Source organism: Mastigocoleus testarum BC008, from assembly GCF_001456025.1.
GTDB lineage: Bacteria > Cyanobacteriota > Cyanobacteriia > Cyanobacteriales > Nostocaceae > Mastigocoleus > Mastigocoleus testarum.
Genome location: NZ_LMTZ01000138.1, coordinates 1 through 21,648 on the forward strand (window position 1 = coordinate 1; position 21,648 = coordinate 21,648).

10 protein-coding genes are annotated in these 21,648 nt (G+C 36.5%); 4 read left to right on the forward strand and 6 right to left on the reverse strand.

Annotated elements, in window-relative coordinates; genetic code table 11:
* The first annotated feature begins 638 nt into the window (after positions 1 to 638).
* The gene (locus tag BC008_RS52330) at positions 639 to 1,226 is read left to right on the forward strand and encodes an ATP-binding protein (protein WP_082650675.1); all 588 of its coding nucleotides are present in this window, start codon (positions 639 to 641) and stop codon (positions 1,224 to 1,226) included.
* Between the two features lie 69 nt (positions 1,227 to 1,295).
* Here BC008_RS52330 and BC008_RS36590 read toward each other — a convergent pair whose 3' ends face one another.
* The gene (locus BC008_RS36590; RefSeq protein ID WP_027845908.1) at positions 1,296 to 1,922 is read right to left on the reverse strand and encodes a CP12 domain-containing protein; all 627 of its coding nucleotides are present in this window, start codon (positions 1,920 to 1,922) and stop codon (positions 1,296 to 1,298) included.
* 223 nt (positions 1,923 to 2,145) lie between these two features.
* Positions 2,146 to 3,705, reverse strand: coding sequence for a pyruvate kinase (locus BC008_RS36595; protein WP_027845907.1), 1,560 nt, complete (start codon positions 3,703 to 3,705; stop codon positions 2,146 to 2,148).
* 395 nt (positions 3,706 to 4,100) lie between these two features.
* On the opposite strand from BC008_RS36595, the gene BC008_RS50880 reads away from it, so the two are divergent.
* Complete coding sequence (locus BC008_RS50880; protein WP_027845906.1) at positions 4,101 to 5,054, forward strand: hypothetical protein; 954 nt, start codon at positions 4,101 to 4,103, stop codon at positions 5,052 to 5,054.
* Positions 5,055 to 5,202: 148 nt separating this feature from the next.
* On the opposite strand, the gene BC008_RS36605 is transcribed toward BC008_RS50880, so the two are convergent.
* The 3 genes from BC008_RS36605 to BC008_RS36615 all read right to left on the reverse strand — a co-directional run bounded on the left by BC008_RS36605 (position 5,203) and on the right by BC008_RS36615 (position 12,736).
* Complete coding sequence (locus BC008_RS36605) at positions 5,203 to 5,715, reverse strand: outer membrane beta-barrel protein (protein ID WP_027845905.1); 513 nt, start codon at positions 5,713 to 5,715, stop codon at positions 5,203 to 5,205.
* Between the two features lie 567 nt (positions 5,716 to 6,282).
* Positions 6,283 to 9,354 (reverse strand): right-handed parallel beta-helix repeat-containing protein, encoded by a 3,072-nt coding sequence (locus tag BC008_RS51845; RefSeq protein WP_235595997.1) that lies wholly within the window; start codon positions 9,352 to 9,354, stop codon positions 6,283 to 6,285.
* A 1,381-nt stretch (positions 9,355 to 10,735) separates the two neighbouring features.
* Positions 10,736 to 12,736, reverse strand: a complete 2,001-nt coding sequence (locus BC008_RS36615; RefSeq protein ID WP_082650673.1) for a ShlB/FhaC/HecB family hemolysin secretion/activation protein — start codon at positions 12,734 to 12,736, stop codon at positions 10,736 to 10,738.
* Between the two features lie 256 nt (positions 12,737 to 12,992).
* Here BC008_RS36615 and BC008_RS36620 point away from each other — a divergent pair, with 256 nt between their 5' ends.
* A complete protein-coding gene (locus tag BC008_RS36620) occupies positions 12,993 to 15,257 on the forward strand; it encodes a TauD/TfdA family dioxygenase (protein WP_027845359.1) in 2,265 nt (754 codons plus the stop codon).
* Positions 15,258 to 15,342: 85 nt separating this feature from the next.
* A complete protein-coding gene (locus BC008_RS36625; RefSeq protein WP_058184167.1) occupies positions 15,343 to 15,744 on the forward strand; it encodes a VOC family protein in 402 nt (133 codons plus the stop codon).
* 243 nt (positions 15,745 to 15,987) lie between these two features.
* Here the strand turns inward: BC008_RS36625 and BC008_RS36630 are convergent, their stop codons facing one another.
* Positions 15,988 to 21,270, reverse strand: a complete 5,283-nt coding sequence (locus tag BC008_RS36630; protein ID WP_082650674.1) for an NF038122 family metalloprotease — start codon at positions 21,268 to 21,270, stop codon at positions 15,988 to 15,990.
* Positions 21,271 to 21,648 lie beyond the last annotated feature (378 nt).

Sequence of the window (21,648 nt, forward strand, 5' to 3'; positions counted from 1 at the left end):
GCAAACGCCGTCCAAAAGCTTACCCCTTAATGACTAAACCCCGGCATGAATTAAATAAGCAATTACAAACCGCTTAAACCACAAGGGTTCCAGCTTTTCTTAGTGCCATTCCTTTCTGTATCCTTTCTGTAGTTCTAGCCGCCATGAGAAGTGTTCGCGCGCGGTATTAAAAAAATTCAGCAAGAAGTTTCAAGCTATTAGGATTTACTCACTCGTTACTAATTTCCATTAGCGGATCCGTAAGATAGCGGCTCCGCAGGTAGCGCAGCTATAGCTATAGCGTGACCGCAAGGTCATTTGTTTGGGGTGAACCGCACCTACGGTGAATGCTATTTCTTTGCGGAAACGTTAAACCGCGCTTATGGCGTAAGCGGAGTAATTCCGTTTACGCTTAAAGCTAGCCTTACGTCACAATAACCGTAATTACGTTACTGTGGTGTTAATTGCTGTTCTGTCTTACAATGAACGAGTAAAACAACATTTTTATATATCAATTGATATGATTAGGCACTAAAATTCAAGTGATCTACTCAGTGACTTAAGTTAAAAACAGTCAGGAACAAGATATGGAATTAGAAAACGAGTCGCAAAGTTTAGATACTTTAAATGCATCACCAACGAAAAGCTTTTTTGTGGAGATGCTTACTCGTGATATTGAGCTTCAAGATGCGATTCTTGATCTTCTAGATAATTGTGTAGATGGTATACAAAGAACTATTAGAGATACTCAACAGTTTGAAGACTCAGAAGAACCTTATAGAAAATTTTGGGCAAAAATAAATTTTTCATCAGATAATTTTACAATAGCAGATAATTGTGGTGGCATACCAATTGATACGGCAAAAAAGTATGCTTTTAGAATGGGAAGACCTGATAATAATTTTGATAATGATGTCTATACCATCGGAACTTATGGTATTGGAATGAAAAGGTCCATCTTCAAAATGGGACGTTCCAGTGAAGTAGTATCTCAAACAGAAAGTATACAAGCTTTAGCAGGTCACACCAATACAGTATGGTCAGTAGCATTCGCAAGAGATGATTCCATATTGGTTAGCGGTAGCTTAGATGAAACAATCAAAATTTGGGATATAAAAACGGGTGAATGCTTAAAGACATTAAGATACAGACCCTACGAACGCATGAATATCACAGGTGTTAAAGGCTTAACATCAGCCGAAATTCTCAGCCTAAAAGCACTAGGAGCAATAGAAAAAACCCGATAAAGCATTTATAGAATGCAAATATCAGGTTGATTTAATGACCCATAAAAAGTTTGTTTCGCACAACATCAATTAACCACTACACCAAGCATCAAAAACTCTACCTTGCATAGCTTCAGGAAACTCTTCACAGTATTCTTCAAAAGCAGTTTTGAATATTTTCTTTGATTGTTGATGGGCGATTTCTGCTTGTAGTTCATCAACTGTATCCCAAGCTGCTCCACATTCTCTCGAATTCGGTGAAGTGCGATCGCAAATACTGCGGGCGTTTTCCACTGCATCGTGTAGTTCTTCTTCTAAAAGTACCTCTTGGGGTTCTTCAACAAATTTACTTTCACTAATAATATCGCTAAGGGAAATAATACCTAATAGTTTTCCTTGAATTACAGGTGCTCTGAGTAAGTGATATTCGGCAAACAAACGCGCCACATATGCTACACCGAGATTAGGGTTAATTGCCATACAGGGCTTGCTCATTATTTCATGTACGCGCAATTTGGCAGGATCTTTACCAAAAGCAATTACCTTGTAAACTATATCAGCTTCGGTAATAATGCCATAAGCATCCTGGTCGTGGCGACGTTCTACAATTAATGCACGCCAACCTCTGGAATTCATTAACTCAACCGCTTGTGCTACAGTTGCCGAACTGCGAATAGTTGCAACATCTTTAGTCATTATGTCTGCGGCTTTTAGCATAACTACCTTCCCGTATTGCTTTGTAATTACGTTGTCTTGCTTTCCATCGCAAAACTCAGACCGTACCTGTAATAGAAGGGATTACAGTTGTTTAAAAAATTATTCTGGTTTGTAAGAACCAATATTGTTTGATTCCTGATAATTGACCTTTAGAATCCTTTAAACTCGACACCTTCCTTATAAACAAACAATTTGAGGAAATTGTGAGGTTTTTCTACTAAAATCAACTCCGGTCGTAATATTTCCAAGAATAAAGAGCCCGTAATTGGGGCATCTTTTTCAATTGATGTTCCTGTATCCTTTTGAGGATATCATCTAATATTCTTACTGCTTCTCCTTGATAACGTCCTTTATTTAACATGACGCATTCAGCCTTTTCCGACATAGCAGTATCAGTCATTTCAGCACGAGAAGGAATTCCTTGTTTCACCAGTTTTTCTAACACTTGTGTAGCCCAAATCACTGGGACATGAGCAGCTTCACATAGCCAGAGAATTTCCTCTTGCATTTCTGCTAAACGCTGATAACCAATTTCTACAGCTAGATCACCACGAGCAATCATCACACCAAAAGGATACTTACCTGCAGCATGAACTATTAATTCTGGAAGGTTTTGTATTGCTTGAGGTGTTTCAATTTTTGCAATTATTGCTAAAGGATTGGATCGTTTAATCTGACGAGTTTGTAACTCTTGCTCTAAAAGATCGATATCTGAAGTATTTTGAACGAAAGAATATCCCACAATATCTGCGTGGGATACAATAAAATCCAAATCTTGTTTATCTTTTTCTGTAAGGGGACACAAATTAAGTAAAGTATCAGGAAAATTGATTCCTTTATCTGGCAACAGTTTACTACCCTTATGGCTAGCATGGGTAACTTTTACCAGTACTCCCTCACCACTTAACGACTCAACACAAGCACCGATTCGTCCGTTATCAATCCAAACATTAGCACCTATTTTTAAACTATCTAGCACTTCTGGTATTGTGCAAGTTAATTGTGGATATCCAGTATCGCCAAAACTAGAATTATTTGCAGATTCTGCACCCAATAAATCGCGTCGTAAGAATAAATAATCTCCTGGGAATAAACGGTCAGACTCACAGAAGTTAATAGTTTGCTCGATACGAGGTTTTGGTCCAGCTAAATCCATCATAATTTTACAGGGTTGTCCTGTTTCGCCCTCCGCACGATGTACGTGATGAATCATTGCCTCCCAGAGTTCTGGTGTATCATGGGCACAGTTTATTCGGACACAATTAGTTCCTTGTTGTAGTAAACTTCTAACATACTCATAACTGCTAGCTGCTGACTTGGGTAATGTAACCATAATCCTTACCCAACGGTTATTCCATGGTTTTCCCAATACATCTTGTGTATGACGTCTGAGCAGACGATGTCCTTCTAAAAAAGATTGTATTGAAGGACGAGGTGGAAGAGGATATGATTCTGTTTGACAAATAGCAGCTAAAGTTGCGATCGCTGCGTCCAAGTTAGGTAGTACTCTGGCTTCAATTCTCCCCAAAGATGATAGTCCCCAGGGAATCAAAGCTGCTTGTAAAGGGCGTAGATCGTGACTTTGCAAAGCTAGATAGTATGCTAAATTTTGAGCACTTTTTCGGAAGGATCGACGTTTAATAAGGGGTTCCCATCGTTGAAAAATTTCTTCTCCCTGTTGATAAATTGATTGCCGAAGTTCTTGTAAAGTAGCAAGTAAAACTTCTGGGTTTTTTAAATCTATTGTTTTTATATCGGTTGTATTACTTTGAAGGGAGAACATAAAATCATCTCCTAGCTCGAAATCCAAAATTCAAAAATTACAATTCAAAACCTACAATTCAAAACCTACAGTTCAAAACCTAAAATTCTAAATCCCTATGTTAAACATCAGATTTACTTAGGCAACTGTATAAAACATGGACCATCGTTATGCTGTTTCATAAACACTCAATTTATGAAAACACTGGTAGTAAATTTAAAAATCTTGTAATCTGTACGTAAATAAAAACTCTTCATTTTTATTTATAAGTAAAAAACTTGAGAAACTTGTGAGGTCGCAGACGGAGTGATGAACTCACAAATTCCTCATTTTTTTAACCTATAAGAAAATTAGCCAATAATTATTGAGTATTCTGAATTTAATAAATTTAATAATTAATAAAAGGCATCCTTAAAATGAGACAACAACAACTCAAAGCTTATCTACAACTAATTCAAGAATTGCTAAGCTGTGCTCATGGAGAAGAATGGACGTTGCTAGAACGTAACGAACAACTAGTTACTCCCGATCTAGTACAGGTGATGGAAGAAATCGCCATGCAGTTAAAATCAGACGGAAGGTTGGATGCAGCCAAATACCTCCAACATTGGGCTGGACAAATCAACCATCTGTTTGAACAAGCAGTTCACCACCAAAGTAATGATGAAAAATCCCAAGCCTATCTCCAGCTTATTCAAGACTTATTGGATTGTCCCAGTGGTTCAGAAGCCGATATTTTAGAATCTCATCAAAATTTAATTGACCCCAATTTGGTGCGAATGATGAAACAAGTAGCAGTTCAAATGGCTACACGTCAAGAAAAGGGAGCAGCTCGTTTCTTAAGTAATCTAGCTGCAGAAATTAGTCGAAATCTAGTACCGGTAAAGAATTTCAAAGCAAACTTACAAAAGGATGCCAAAGAGGCTATTTTAGATACAAATCATCATTTTCCAGATTTTAAATTAGATGATGAGTCTGCCTTAGAAGATATTGATGGAGAAATTCCACAATTTGACCCACTCAATGAAACCTTTGCCAAAACTGAGAATATCACTCCACAATCTATCCATTTTGAAGAACGTTTAACGGAAATCACTCAGTCATTAATTAATCTACAAGAAATATTATTTTCACGATTGCAACCAGTAAACCCACTTTGGTACATGGATATATTAGAACGCGCCTATACTTTGGGTTGGGTACTAACTACCGAAGAAGTGGAAGAGTTAATTGGGGTCAAGCCTAGATGTGAAGCCGGTAAAAATTCTTATCAACGTGGATGCTGGATGTTTGTGAAAGCCGGTAAGATGGGTTTACATACAGGTTGGCGCGTTATTAAGGAAGAAGTTGAGGTTTCTGAAGAAGTTTAAAAATAGCTTGGTATCGAACAAATTAGACGCTTTTCCCAAATATTAGTAAAGTGCGATTGAATTAAATCCAATCGCACCCACTTACAAGTCATGTTTGCAAGTCATTGACAACTATGATTAACAACACGAACAAAGTTAAATCCTTTTCTCAAAAACGGAAACCAACTCCTGCTTGCAAACTCACAGCATCAGCAGAACTGTCTTCATAAGCATCAATACCCCATTTCGCATCACCATATACGACGACGCGATCGCTAACTTCTGATTCTGCACCAAGAGTAATCACAGCTGCATCCCTATTACCTAAAGGGCTATTTTCGCCTTCATCTGTGACAAAGGAATAACCAGCACCAATATAAACATTAGTATTATCAGCAATGGGTACATCGTAAGTTAGCATTGGCATGATGGCTGTAGAGTCGCCACCGAATAGAACTGCACCCCTAGCGGAAACTGGTGTTTCAGGAATCGCATAACGTCCTTGAACATTACCACCTAATACTGCTGCATCGTTATCTTGTCCACCATTGGTAACGCCAGCAGAAACACCAGCACCAATGTAACTACCATCCATACCTGTTGGCTTTGCTGCTGCAATTCCGCCCGAAAGAAGAATGGAGGAAGCAACAAGCGTACTCACCATTACACTAGTAAGTCTCATATTACCCTCCTAATAAAAGTTAAGCGGAAGATTTTCTATATCTGCTTATCTTTTACTTGGTGTTAACTCTTAAAATATTGTTTTTTTGACAGAAGTAATGTCTACTACCTATCTATTTTTAGGTTAACAATTTAATGTGAGGAAATTGTGATTATTGTAATTAAAATTAATTTTTATAGTGCATTTATATGCATTGAGCCATAAAATATGAATCCAGTTCAGGAAACTCTTTAAAAGTCATTCAACTCCTAGAGAAAATCGTTAACATTTCTTCACTTTGCGATTACGGAGTATAATTTATCCGATACAAGACTGACTGACTAAATTTGTATGAATACTTAATTATTTATAGTATCTACAAATACTCGTAAAGCTCGAGCGTGAAAAAACTATGTTATGTAAATATTAATACTTGCTTGTGTTTTAACTTAATTATATTTGAACCCGATCAATTATTTAAGTCACGTTAATGTTTTGAAAAACCCCTTTCCCTTTTTTACTTAAATGTGGGAAAAATATAACAACCGGACATGAACTCAGCAGGATATGAGATTCAATTTATCGTCCTTACTTTGACTCGTAAGCACCCACATCAATGGCTTTACCTTGATTTCGTTTTTTACCATCTTTGTCAAACTCTACGTCTGGGTCAATCCTAAAACCACTATCAACTGCTGCTGAATCAGATTTGAGATGGAAATCATGACCGGAAGAATCCATAAATCTGATTGAGTTAACTTCAGTATTATCAGAAGATTTCACGTTTGTGGTTCTCTTACCACCATCGTAAAGGTTACTAAACCGATCTGTGAATAAGTTATTTTTCAAAGTCACATTCTTCGCATCTTCGATAAACCCATTTCGATAAGTGCTATCAGCAAAGATATTGTTAGTAACCGTTATATTACGAGGTTGATAGCCTCCAGTGTAGCTCTTACCGTTTATGGTAATTGCTTGGACATTATTGGAAAAAGTATTATTGAAAATCTCGACATCACGAACATTATTGCTGATTCCAATTCCTTGTCCACCATTTACTCCTTGTTTACCGTTGTCGTAAACAACATTATTGAAGACGCGGATATCAAATACATCACCTCTACTGGGGTCTTCGTCTGCGATCGAAATCGCATCAGCAGTGTTTCCATAAACTTCATTGTTGTAAATATCAATGTTGAAGGACCTAGCACGACCACCATCAACATAGATTGCAGAACCTCCATTGTAGCCACCAGGTGTACCAGAAACTAAAGAAGTACCAGTTACCTTATTGTCATGAATAGAACCATTGCGAGAACCAGTTTTTGCATCTATTCCTTCACGGTTACCCTGATCTACGGTGTTACCAGCTACTTCGAAGCCATCTACACCCCATATACTTAGAGCTTCTTGAGTTCCATTTGTGTCGCCACGACCTTTCCATCTCCAGTTTGCTCGTTCTATAGTATTGTTAAGAACTTTAATGTCTTTACTAGTGACCTCTTGTTCTCCGCCATCATAGTAAGTGTCTGGTAAGACGATAATACCGGAGGCTCCAGTTTCATAGGTGTGATTATTTTGAACTGTTATGTCTTCTGCATCACGTAAAGAAATTCCAGCCCAGGATGTATTTTCAATACGGAAGCCATCAATCACCCAATGACTCTTACCAGCTGACTGAATAACACCTTCACGGAAACCTCCTTTAGTTGGATTCGGGTCTTTCAGTGTGACATCACCGTTAGCTTTAAGGGTGATTCTACCCGAACCACTTTCGCCAGATTTACCAAGAGTAATTAATTCTGTATAAGTACCAGGTTGCACCAAAACAGTGTCACCAGCTTTTATTGGAGAGTCTTTACCGACTGCATGGTCAATGGTTTTCCAAGGTTTATCTTTTGTTCCTGGATTATTATCACTTCCATTTACAGAAACGTAGTATTTATTTCCAAAGGAGTTATTTTCTTCTAAAGTTGTATCACCAGAAATCTTATCAGAAGAATTCACCTCAGAAGAGTTTTGTTTTTCTGAAGTGACATCTGGGGAGATGCTATCAGAAGATTTTTTCTGTTCTGAGTCAACGTCAGGAGACATCTTATCAGATGAATTTTTATCAGAAGAAGAAGTTACTTCGGAAGGGTTTTTATCCTCTGAAGTTAGATCGGGAGACATTTTATCGGACGAATTTTTATTTTCTGAGTTCATATCAGGAGACATCTTATCAGATGAGTTCTTACCAGAAGAATTTACTTCGGAAGGGTTTTTATCCTCTGAAGTCAGATCGGGAGACATTTTATCGGACGAATTTTTATTTTCTGAGTTCATATCAGGAGACATCTTATCAGATGAGTTCTTACCAGAAGAATTTACTTCGGAAGAATTTTTCTCCTCTGAAGTCAGGTCGGGAGACATTTTATCAGAAGAATTTTTATTTCCTGAATTCATATCAGGAGACATCTTATCAGATGAGTTCTTACCAGAAGAATTTACTTCGGAAGGGTTTTTATCCTCTGAAGTCAGATCGGGAGACATTTTATCGGACGAATTTTTATTTTCTGAGTTCATATCAGGAGACATCTTATCAGATGAGTTCTTACCAGAAGAATTTACTTCGGAAGAATTTTTCTCCTCTGAAGTCAGGTCGGGAGACATTTTATCAGAAGAATTTTTATTTCCTGAATTCATATCAGGAGACATCTTATCAGATGAGTTCTTACCAGAAGAATTTACTTCGGAAGGGTTTTTATCCTCTGAAGTCAGATCGGGAGACATTTTATCGGACGAATTTTTATTTTCTGAGTTCATATCAGGAGACATCTTATCAGATGAGTTCTTACCAGAAGAATTTACTTCGGAAGAATTTTTCTCCTCTGAAGTCAGGTCGGGAGACATTTTATCAGAAGAATTTTTATTTCCTGAATTCATATCAGGAGACATCTTATCAGATGAGTTCTTACCAGAAGAATTTACTTCGGAAGGGTTTTTATCCTCTGAAGTCAGATCGGGAGACATTTTATCGGACGAATTTTTATTTTCTGAGTTCATATCAGGAGACATCTTATCAGATGAGTTCTTACCAGAAGAATTTACTTCGGAAGAATTTTTCTCCTCTGAAGTCAGGTCGGGAGACATTTTATCAGAAGAATTTTTATTTCCTGAATTCATATCAGGAGACATCTTATCAGATGAGTTTGAAGAATCGACTGGTACAGATTTTGGCTCTGGATTATAGGTTGGTAAAGGATTTTCGACAGATTCTTTCTTACTACCTAAACCAGTCAATGTATCAACATCACCTTTTCCTGAGTCACCAACGAGGATGTCTTTAGTACCATTGAGGTTGTCATTCCCATTATGTTTACCAAGAAGTTCATCGCCTTGAACATCATGATTATATTTTTTAAAAATGTCTTGATATCTGCTGAAAATATCGTGATGTAGATCGTGGATGTCATATATATGATCTGTTGAATCACCTAAAAGCTTTTCTCTTCTTTCTAAGAATCCATCAATATGATCTTGAATTTTGAGAGTAAGTGCTTTATGTCCCTTATCCGAACTGAAAGGCTTATCTTCTAAAGGATTACCTGAATCAGTGAATACATCTAAACCTTGATGTAGGGTATGGACGTCGGGGGTGTGAGAATGTGTGAAATCCAAGGCTTTTCCTCAATTAATTCCTTAGTTAGCTTAGTTATCTTTGCAACCGAGAACGATACGACTGAAGCTATCATTCTGTGTCAAATACAGAAAAACTGAAAAGCAATTCAGTCGTCATTAGACTTACCTCTTTCGGGAATACACCACATGCTTATTTCACGTCAGAAAACTATATTGTAGACGCGATATCACTCCTCTTCACAGGATTAATACTGTTCGTCAACGACGACCATTATTAATATTTGCCATCGTAAATACATGAATAATTAGCTTGAACACAAACATCTATAAATCGTAGGATTTTCCGATCTCATAATCGTCACATACTCCCAAAAAAAACTAGGCTGTTTGGTATGCAATTTTGGTAGATGTGTATCCTAGCAGATGTTTCCTTTTTTGTGAAACCGACTAACTAATTTTCATCGTATTTCTGAGTACGGCTGAAAATTACACACCAAGATTGCAAGATTTAACTGTGGTTAAATCTATCTTTAGTATTAGCTAAGAACAAGCATTTGTGAAGATAGTTTATTGTTTTTTTTAGATTAAGATGAAAATAAAATTTTTATACAAAATTCATTACAGGTGTTAGTTAAAAACTTGACATTCCTTAGCTGCTCCCAAAATCAAATTTATATTGGCTAGTCAGATAATATATTTTTAAAACTCTATTGAATTTTAATTATTTTGTTGGAACTAAAAATTTTCGAGCACAAAGATAAAAATACTACATCTGTTTGTAGTTTGATGAACCTATAAATCCAGGAATAAAATTCTCATTAAAAGCCTGAAACAACCTCCATATATAGTTATGGACTTTTATTTAGTGTTGAAATGAATTAATCAATTACATAATCAGAAGTTATGTAAGCCTGCGTCAAATCTAAATATAACTTTTAATAGATTTTTCTTTAAATCAAAATTCGATCAAAGTCTATGTATTTTAGGTGACAATTTTTGATCAAGGTTCGCCAATTAAACTCATTAGCTTTATTTATTTTATTTTATATTTTGATTGTTAATTTATCTCTTTAAAAAGTAGTTTGTATTTGTAGTTACACTATTAATGGTGATATAAATATACATATACTTAGCTTCAGGATTATATATTTTTTACATTATAATTAATTTTGCTATAGAAGAAACTAGATATTTAGTGGATCCATTGTATATTCTCAGGCATTTTAGTTAAGTTTTATTAATCAATGACTCTAAGAGCAATTAAAATCTACTATTTGTCAGTTGTTTAATTCTTTAGGTTGTTATGGTTGATTGACAATTTTCGTAACAAAAATGTTAAAAACTAGGAGCAAAAAATTATTAATGCATCTAAAGGTAGAGGACTGACAAAAAGTTTGATAACAAAAAGTTTGGTAAATAATTAAAAACCATAACCTAAAGAAAAAGTCACTCCATTTTCTTGTAGGCTGTTTCCATTAATTTTGGTATTAGTCAAGGGAATACCATAATCTATACGAGCATTGAACCTGTCTCCAGCATTAAAATTTAATCCCATCCCAACTGAGACTAAAGAGTCAATATCAACTGCTTCATTGTTTCTATTCCAAGGTAAGCCTAGATCGATAAAAGGGATTATTTGTAATAGACCGTCTAGTTTATTCATTCGCAGGACTGGAATTCTTAATTCAGCAGAAGCAAATAATCCACTGTTGGACAAACTGACATCTCTTCGATAGCCTCTGACACTAGTTGCACCACCCAAACGAAATTGCTCTAGAGGAACTAATTTATCTGCAAGTTGAATCTCTCCTCGTAAGATAAAAAGAAAATCTTTATCTAGCTGACGCGCCCATTGATATTGTCCTCGCCAAGCAACAAAATTACTATCTGGAGGATTATCATTAATAGTGGCATCAAAAATATCTACTCCCACACTAAGCTGCGATCGCAATGCTAAAACGCTACGGTCGCTGCGTTCTGTATATTCTTGGAAAATTCGCAAAGCACTAATATTAGTATTACCAGAATCATCTGCACCTATGGATAAAGGAAAAGGAATATCCAGTAAAGAAGTCTCGCTGTGCTGACGAGAAAAGCTAACTCCTAAGGCTAATTCGCGATTGGGTTTATAGATAATTGGCTGTCGAAAGCTAAGTTGGTAGTAGTTTGATTTAGTTTCGATATCTAAGGGTGTGAAAGGATTTTCGACAATGTCATTAGAATTGAAACCATAGGCAAAACTAATAGTACCGTTTTTCGCATTAATTGGAAATGTATAACCAATATCAAATCCGTTACTACCTTGAGTATTTGTATAGTTTAGTTGGAACTTATCCCCAAATCCCAGAAGATTAGAATGGTTTAAAGCGATATTACGACTATTAGATCCAATTGAAGGTGATTTATGGTTGTCTAAAGAGGAGGATAAACTAAAAGCATTAGCTTCTTTAAGTTCTATATCTAGACGACTCATACCAGGAGCTAAACCTGCAGATAATTCTGCTGAAATATTGTCAATGAGGGGGTCGAGGCGCAATATTTGCAAACGTTCTAACAGTTGCTTTGTTTGCAGTGGGGTTGGAAGAGAACTAAGACGAGAAGCTATGTAGCGATCGCTCAGGCGCTTATTACCATTTACCTTAATAGATTCTATTCCACCTTCCAATACTTCTATTTTGACTATACCATCTTGTAATTTTTGGGCTGGCAAATAAGCACCGGAATTTACATAACCATTATCTATATACAGTTTGGAGATAGACGAGCGCAATTCGTATAGCTCTGCTATTGTAACTGACTTTCCTTGAAATTTTTTAATGAGTTGGGAAATTTCACTTTGAAATAGACTATTACCTACAACTTCAATCTTTTTGACTTTAATCGGGTCAAGAACAATATTAAATTTTGAGTATTGAGAAGCTTCTTGAACTTTTTGATTCTCTATAGCTGTAGGAAAATTTTGATTGGAGATATCTAGATTAATAGGAGAATTTTCCAGCTTATTTGGGAAAAATTGTCGATTTTCTTGCTCTATATGATTATTGAAGTCTATAGGATTAAAATCTACAGCAGTTTGCGCTTGAGAAGTTTTAATATTACAGATATTAACAATAACAATAAGACTTAAACTATACCCAAAATTTAAAAAGTATTTGTGTAGAAGATTTTTGTATAAAAAGTATTCACAAATGCTCATATTAACTTTATTGGAAGATGCAATACTTGAGTTATCCCTACTTCTCCAGTCAAGACATTGCGTTAGAATTATTTCCCATCTTCTTACAAATTCTTTAGAGAAAGAGAAAGGGAATAATTTGAGAGTTACTTTCCTCAGAGAAGGTGTCCCCTGATTTTGTCTTGAGTTTATAAAGTCATCACCTACTAAAACATTGGAGGATTCAAGATTACTCTTTAACTTCATAGTTAGTTGAAGCTAAGCCTCATTGGTAAGACACCCTATTTTAAGTAACCAATAAGTAAAGCACCTGAGTAATTTTGACTAGAAGAAATTCAATTATGTATTTCAATGATATAAAAATACACTCAAGTTGAAGAAGCAAATAAAAGTGATAATGGAGTTTTATTAAAACAAGGTAAGAATCCCTGTATTGACCATAAGTACAGCGGAAAATCCTCACGACTAAAGAAAATTTTACGATTTAAATTATTGATTTAAAGTGAAAAAATTACTTATTCCCACCCTTGACATTACTCATTTTGCTATAGCTCCCGCAAAGGAAAAAATAACAAAGCTTCAAGAAATAGCTCATTCTATTTGTACAGCATTAAGTACTTATCCTCATTTTGTGGTTGTCAACGGCTATGCTCCTATTGAAGATCGCACCAACTTGGTCAACCTGTCCCAAGCTATTTATGCAATTTGTTCGGGAAAATCCACTTTAAATTTTAGTTATGAAAACCAAGTAAAAGTTTCCTTTACACAAGTGCGAATTAATCAAACAAAACCTACAACAAGTGGAAAAGTTACCCAGTATAGCCGAACTCACCTACCTTTAGCACTCCATACCGATTCATCTTACATGGATAGGCCCCATAATTTGGTTGCATTTCAGTGTATCGTTGCAGATAATAGAGGTGGTGAGTCTATTATGATTCCCATTGAAGATATCTTACGACAAATTGATAGCGAGAATCTTGAATTATTGAGAGCTTCAGTATTTCCGTTTGGGGATAATATATATCCCATTATTTCTGGTGTCGCAGGAGATGAGCAAATTCGTTACTATCGATCGCAAATCGACCGCACCCTAGAAATTAAAAAATTATCTTTATCTAGAAAATATCGTAGTGCGATCAATAATCTAGACACCGTGCTTCAGAAGTCTGCACAATTGATGCAGTTTTCTCTGCAACCAGGACAAATTGTGTTTATGCACAATAAAAAAGTACTACATGGACGGACTGGATTTCCTCTAGATAGCGATCGCTTACTTTACAGAGTTCGCCTCCATGTCAACAGTTTTGAATTTGAATCTGCTAATCAAACTCAGACATCAGAATATATTCGCGACTCAAAGACATCTATTTTAAAGGGTCAGAGTAAGCAAGAAGATTTAGTTTACAAGGATAAGGATATTGATTCTTCAACTATCCAAGAAATAAAAGATTTCCACGAATTTACAAAGGTACTCAAACCGAGTAATCATCCTAGTGGTTCACCATTTAATAATGCAACTCTACTCAATATCTATGGTCAATTTTTACTGAGTAAAGGAAAATTTCCACAAGCAGCTAAAGCTTTTCTCCGTTGCTTAAAAATTTCTCCTAATGATTACGAAAGTGGTCTAGCCTTGTCTAGTCTTGCTGATGCTAGCGGAGACTATAATGCAGCCCGCGCTATATTAAATCAGGTTGCTCGAAGTCATCCTCTGATTTGGGAAGGAAAACCAGATCCTCAGAAGTCAACATTATTAAGAATTCGAGGAATAGAAGGATCGGCTTATCGCATTATTCAACAATATGACGGTACTTACAAAAACCTATTGCGAGGTGGTCATTTCTCTATTAAGGACTTTGTCAACCGGAAAAGATATAACTTGATGACTCTCAATCTGTTGGAAAATAATATTGACGAGTTAAAAGATATTTCCAACTTTGATCTAATTCTCAACACAATTGCTTGTCCAGACTTGAAACGAGTATCACTAATTACTGCTGCTAGATTTTTAGATCGCTATCCTAATATTCCTGTCATTAATCATCCTCATCAGGTTCTGGAAACAACCCGCGAACGTAACGCATTGCGACTTAACTTGATTCCGGGTGTCAAATTCCCCAAAACAGAAAAACTCAAGTGGGATGGTGTTTCTGTAGATGCGATCGCAAACGAAATCTTTGGTTTGGGGTTTGTTTTTCCTGTTATCGTTCGTCAAGTGGGTTCCCAAACTGGATCTACAGTTAAACTTGTTAATAATAAACAAGCACTTTGCTCTCATTTCCAAAATATACCAGCTAACAGAGAGTACTACATCATTCAATTCCAGGATTACCGTAATGAGCAGAATGTTTTTAACAAAATCCGAGTGTTTTTTATCGATGATAATTTCTATCCAGTAGCAAACTTATTCAATGATTCTTGGAATGTTCATTCGGGAGACCGTTATAGCATCATGGACAAAAACCAATGGACACAAGATAAAGAACAGTCTTTTTTGAACGATCCTGTCAGCTATATCAGTAGGGAAAACTTTGATAAACTCTGTAAAATTCGCGATCTAGTTGGTCTTGATTTCTTCGGAATTGATTTTACAATTCTCCAAGATGGAACATTATTTATCTTTGAATTGAATGCTGCGATGAGACATAACTTTGACCATGCGAAGAATTTTCCTTATACAGAACCTCACTTAAGGAAAATATCTAATGCTTTTGATGCTATGGTTCAAAGGCGTTTAAAAAAATCTAATGAAAAGGACTACTAGAACCTGAAGATGTTAAAAATAGATTTCTATGTTATTAGATATGCTGGTTTTATATATTGCTGCTTAATAGATTGCTTAGGCTATTATGATTACTGGAATTAATCATCTCACCTGGAATGTCAAAAATATAGATGTCGCTTTTGACTTTTATGTAAATATTCTGGGTTTAAAACCAATAATGAAATCCAACAAGAGTGCATATTTTTTAGCCGGAAATGTTTGGTTAGCTGTGACTAAAGGCGAAAAATGCTTAGATCGAGGATACGACCATATAGCTTTTGATTTGGATAAGAATAATTTTGATTCATTGGTTGAAAAGTTGAAGCAAAACAATATTCCTGAATGGAAAGAAAACAATTCAGAAGGAGAATCATTTTACTTTCTCGATCCTTCTGGTAATAAATTTGAACTGCATTACTCGAATTTAGAATCAAGAATTAAGTACGGTAAAGAAAATTGGGGGAATGATATTGAATGGTATGTATAAAGTTATTTTTAGCTTTAAATCTGCGACTTAAGCAATCAACACCTGATATTTGTTATGTAAAACTATCGGGAAAGTGAAATGAACACTTTCCCAATTAATTTTTTTAGTTGTGGTAAATGCAATAATTTTGATAATCCTGTAAACATTCTTAGCTAGTTTTCCCTGAATTACTTCAGCAAATCAAAGTGTAACTTTAGTTAAATTTTGTAGCCTGATAGTTAAAAAAGAATTGAAAGTTTCGAATTAGACATACTCAAAAGCACTGTCACTAAGATTTAAGGTGATGTTATCTTCTAGAATTGCTACTAAATCTCCATCGCGGGAAAGGAAGATATTATCTCCTTGCTGCTGTTGTTGATAATCTTCAGCAACTCCATGAAGTTGGAGAAAATCAACTGTAGAATCAAAATCTTTGATTAGAGCATAATCTTGATGACCAGCTGTAGCATAGTAGGCTTGGTTTGCATCTCCCAAGATAAACTTATCTGCACCATCAACACCGGTTAAGATATCTTTTTCATAGTAACCAGCAACTACTTCATCAGTACCATTGATGACGTCATTACCAGCACCGCCAGAAATAGTATCATTACCACCATTACCAGTTATATGGTCGTTACCAGCGTCAATATTATTACTACCATTAGCGGTAGATAATTTAATCTCAATAATTCCTCTTAGAGGTATATTTTTCTTATCACCCCATTGATTTTGATAATTCATCCTGACATAATCGCCACCATTGACATTATTCGGTTCTCCAGGGACCCAATTAGTATATGTAAGAGCTTCTCCGCTGCTCCACTCAAATTGTCCTTCGACATTTTTGTCGGTTAGACCAATCCACAATTCTTCGGTACTACCAAAAGTTGTTTTCAACCACTCTTCTTCTGAAGCATCATTGATTGTGACTAAGTTACCACCAATACTTTCCGCATAGGCTTGTGCTACATTCCAAGTCATTGCAGTATCAGTAACAATATACTTACTACCGTTATACACTGCACCATCAATTCCGGAAGTAGAAGATGAAACCTGCTCAACATCTACCACTAAGCGAGGAGCCTTAGCACCTTCTGCAGAGTCAAAATCAACTCCATCAGATCCTGTGGGTAGAAAAGCCCATCCATAATTACTAGTGGGGTCCGTTTGCCAAGATTTTAAGCTTTCTGTAACATCAATTCTCAAAATACCTGCACTAACAGAACCAGTAGTAGCAACTGCTGTATTAGATGCTTCTACACCATTGGCTGATACTCCGTTATCATAAGTGTCCCAAGAATACCAAGTAACATTATCTGACCAGCTTTTAAGCATTTCATGGACCTTAAAACTACTACCCGGATCAGAAACATCAAGTTCTAAGAAGGCAGAGTTAATGGTACCGTCCAGAGCAATTTGACCTTCTTGAGCACCAAAGATATCTTCAAAGCGAATTAAACTATGAATTGGATAACCCAAGTCATTGCTATCTATATTGAGGGAAGTTGCATTACTATAGCTTGTGGTCCAATAGTACCCATTTAACTGAGTGTCAACTGTTCCGTTGTAGCCATTAACTCCTTGCTGGAAAGTTAAGGTTTGAGGAGTTTTAACAGCAATACCATCGTCTATATCATCACCATAGATTGAATCATTACCAGAGTTACCGTAAATTTGGTCATCTCCTGATCCACCGACAATAGTATCATTACCACCAGCGCTAGACCAGTCAATTTCAATAATGCCTCGGAAAGATGCATTTGTGGTTACATCATCCCACTTATTTGTATTAGGATCCCAGATATGACTCAAGATAGCGTAGTCTTGGTTTCCTTGAGAATCATCCGGTTGATTGGGAGCCCAATCGGTATAGATGCCATCATTGGTATTACCGAGAACCCAATCTACAACTTGACCGCTAGCCCATTTCCAGGTTCCTTCAGTTTCCGCATCAGAGAAACCAATAAAGAGAGCTTCTGTAGTACCAAAGGTATCTTTCAACCATTGGTTTTCAGCAGCATCGTTAATAGTAACTAAGTTACCACCGTAACTTTCAGCTTCAGCTTGTGCTTCTGTCCAAGTACCAGCCTGACTTAAGATATAAGTACTCCGACCATAGTTAAAACTACCAGCAATATTAATTGGGGCAATATTACTCGAATCGTTTGCCTCATCTTCCCCGAAGATAATATCATTACCTTCACCACCATCAATCCCATCATTACCATTACCACCTCTGAGGATATCGCTATTTGCTCCCAGTTCTATTGCAGTAGCTGTTGTATCAGTGGCGTTGGAAGTAGTATTAGAAGTATCGTTAGTATTAGGAGTGTCAGTAGTATTGGAATTTCCAGTGATATCGGAAGTATCAGTAGAAACTTCCACAGGAACAAACTCAATATAGTCAATAAAACCTTCTGGAGTAAAATCTGCCAAACTATCAATACCGAAGGTGTCACCTTGACTCAATTGAACGTTATTAATAGTGCGCTTAGTAAAGTTTCCTGCTTCTAATTGAGAATCATAAAGAACATCATCAAGTTTCCAGTTATCAATTTCAACTCCGTTTACTTTAACTTTTATCCTGCCCTGATTATATTTTGATTCGCCAACTTTCCCGATATCATGATAACCAACAATTACATTATAGAGTCCAGATTCCAGATTAAAAGTTGTATTTCCGTAAATCCATTGGTTATCTGAATTGGGTCCAATTAACTTACCACCAGAGGCGTAAGTTTTACTTTCTTCCTTATACACTCCCGTCCAATTCATTTCTTCAGCTTCAAGTCGAACAGGGTCTTTTTCTAAAGTTACATTGTTGTTGTTAACGATGGGAACGAAATCAACATAGTCGATGTAAGCTTTATCGTATACGACACTGCCACCATCGTCATCATCATCACCACCACTACTAGCTGCGTAAGCAACTGTATTTAGAAATAAAGATTCACCACCGTTAAGACTAACTTCACTGGCAATAGTCCTGGTTTTAAAGTTGGAAACACCAGGAGATGTACTTCCCGAAGTTTGATTTAAATACCAATCATCTATTGTACTGGATCCTAAAGAAGCTGTAATCCTAGCATTACCATAAACATCGTGATAGCCAATCACAATATTGTATAGTCCTGCTTGTCCGTTAAAAATGGTACTGATGTTAGCTGTAGAATTAGTCTGAACCAGAGTCCCACTAGAAGCTAGATTGTAGTTTCCAGACAAGGTCATATTTTCTGCTTCGATTCTCATTGGGTCTTGAGCAAGTTCGACAGTAATGACTTCTTCAGTTGTAGTATCAGTTTCAGGAGTAAATAGACCGATCAGAGGAGTTAAATTATTGCCAAAGGCTTTTTGTAATATCGCAGAGTAGCGATCGCCGAAGATAAAATCATCACCGCTACCACCATTTCCAATATCTTTTCCTTCTCCCCCAACCAATAAATCTTTTCCTGCTCCTCCTTCTAAAGCATCATTTCCTTTTCCGCCGATTAAAGCATCGTGTCCTGTATCTCCATTGAGGAAATCTCTACCTTCTCCTCCGTCCAAGTAATCATCATGTTCGCCGCCCATCAGGACATCTGCGCCAGCTTCGCCAAGCAATACATCTTCACCAGATTCACCAGATATCAGGTCATCTCCTTTCCCACCTTTGATCGAATCATTACCATCAAAGCCAAAGATAGTGTCATAACCTTCGCCACCAATTATAGTGTCGTCTCCTTCGGCTCCATCAACTAAGTCATCACCTTTACCAGAAACTATATTGTCGTTGCTGGTGTCCCCACCAATGATGTCATCTTCATGACCTCCAGTAATGTCTCCGTAAATAACATTAGTTATCTCACTGTTATTCTGTCCTGGTAATCTAATGTCTGTGAAGTTTCCATTATCTTGACTCGCAAAGAATACTTCTTGCCACCAAGAGTTACCTCCCTCATTATCTTGCGACCACCATTCATAGAGTTCTTGCCAGGAAGAATTACCTCCCTCATTATTTTGTGACCACCATTCATAGAGTTCTTGCCAAGAAGAATTACCTCCTCCGTTATTTTGCGCCCACCATTCGTAATGTTCTTGCCAGGAAGAATTACCTCCCTCATTATTTTGTGACCACCATTCATAGAATTCTTGCCAAGAAGAGTTACCTCCTTCATTATCTTGCGCCCACCACTTATAGCTTTTCTTCTTCATTTTGCGTAAATCTTTGAAGAAGTCTTTGTCTGGCTCATCCTCATTCGTGGTGTTATCTGTGGTGGTAGATTCAGAAGTAGTTTCGGTTGTAGTGGATTCGGAAGTTGAATCTGTAGTATTAGATTCAGAAGTAGTTTCGGTTGTAGTGGATTCGGAAGTTGAATCTGTAGTGTTAGATTCAGAAGTAGTTTCGGTTGTAGTGGATTCGGAAGTTGAATCTGTAGTGTTAGATTCAGATGTAGTTTCGGTTGTAGTGGTAGATTCAGATGCTGCAGCTGCAATTTCTGCCTCTATTTGCGCTATTAAATCTAAAGAAGATACTGGAACGTTTGCATTTTCTTCTATCCACTCAACAGAAACACCGAGTTTTTCAGCTAGTTGAATCTTGGCTTGGGCTAGTGTTAATTCTAATCCTTGTGTGGTGAATAACTGTTCCACGTCACCAGCACTTTCACTTAGATCGTAACCCATGACATCAAAAGCTAAGACATCCAAGTCAGTAATAGATGCTCGCTCTTGATACCACAGAGTCGGATCCATAATCCCTAGAGGGTCGTAACGTCTTTCCCAGTGGCTAGCTTGATAACCGTCTCCTTCTTTACCTGTAGACATCTTGGCTGTTAAAGTTTCTCCACCGTCAGGCGAGAACCAAGCTACTCCACCGATTGATAAATCACTTACGCTCCCGTCAGGGTTGTTTTGAGCTAAACTTTGCGCGGAGAAACGGAATAAGTCTAAAGGGCTAAAATTTGTTAACTCCGTACGACCAGAATAAAGAGTATCTTGTTGCAAGGAGAAATCTAAACTGCTGGTAAAACCTAGAATATGTCCCGTTTCGTGGAGCGCTACACTCAAAAAATCGAGGGTATTTTCTGCTGCTTCACTATCCCTTAAGTAATTGAAATCCCAGGAAAAATCCTGGTTCATCATAATTGTGCCATCGAGGAAATGAATTGAATCGTCGAGAACATAACGATCCAAACTAATTGCTTCATTCATTCCCAAGGCTTGAGCTAAGGCAGTGGTTAACTTTATTTTGGTATTACCGCCAATTAAATCGCCATTAAGTAAGAAATCAACGGTATTTCCTTGTTGTAAAGCATCATAAGCAAGTTGGTCTTCTTCCGAAGTGATGTCTGCAGCAAAATATTCTAAAAATAAGGCGTAATGTTGTTCGTGATATTCGGGAACTGCTCCACCAATTATATTTGCATCTAATTGGTCTGTACATTTGGCAAAGATATTGATTTCAATGTCATCTGCAAATAATTGACCCCAAAGAAGAGATGTCATCTCGTAACCAATCATTTGTTCGAGACTGACATTCATATCGTAAAGAAAGTTTATTTGCATATTCTGATGTAATTTAGAGTAAATAAACGTTTTTCAAATTTTTGTACTTATCTTCTCAAGTTTAAAAAACCTATTATTGATTTGGGCAAAATCGATATTAAACTTTGATGAAAGTATCAATAAAAATAAGATTTTAAAATAAATTGGCCTCAGTATTAAGACTGAAATTACTCAAATTGTTTAGCGATCTACATTATTTTATTTAGCTACTTGCTTGTTCTATTAATTTTGATTCATTTATCTTTGGGTCATCTTTCTCAGGACATGTCCTAAATATAATTTTCTTGAATTTATAAATGATTTTTCGTAAAAATTAATGCATGATTAATTTATCAGTAATTTTTGGGAATAATTAATTTGGAAATGCGGTTAAATGTT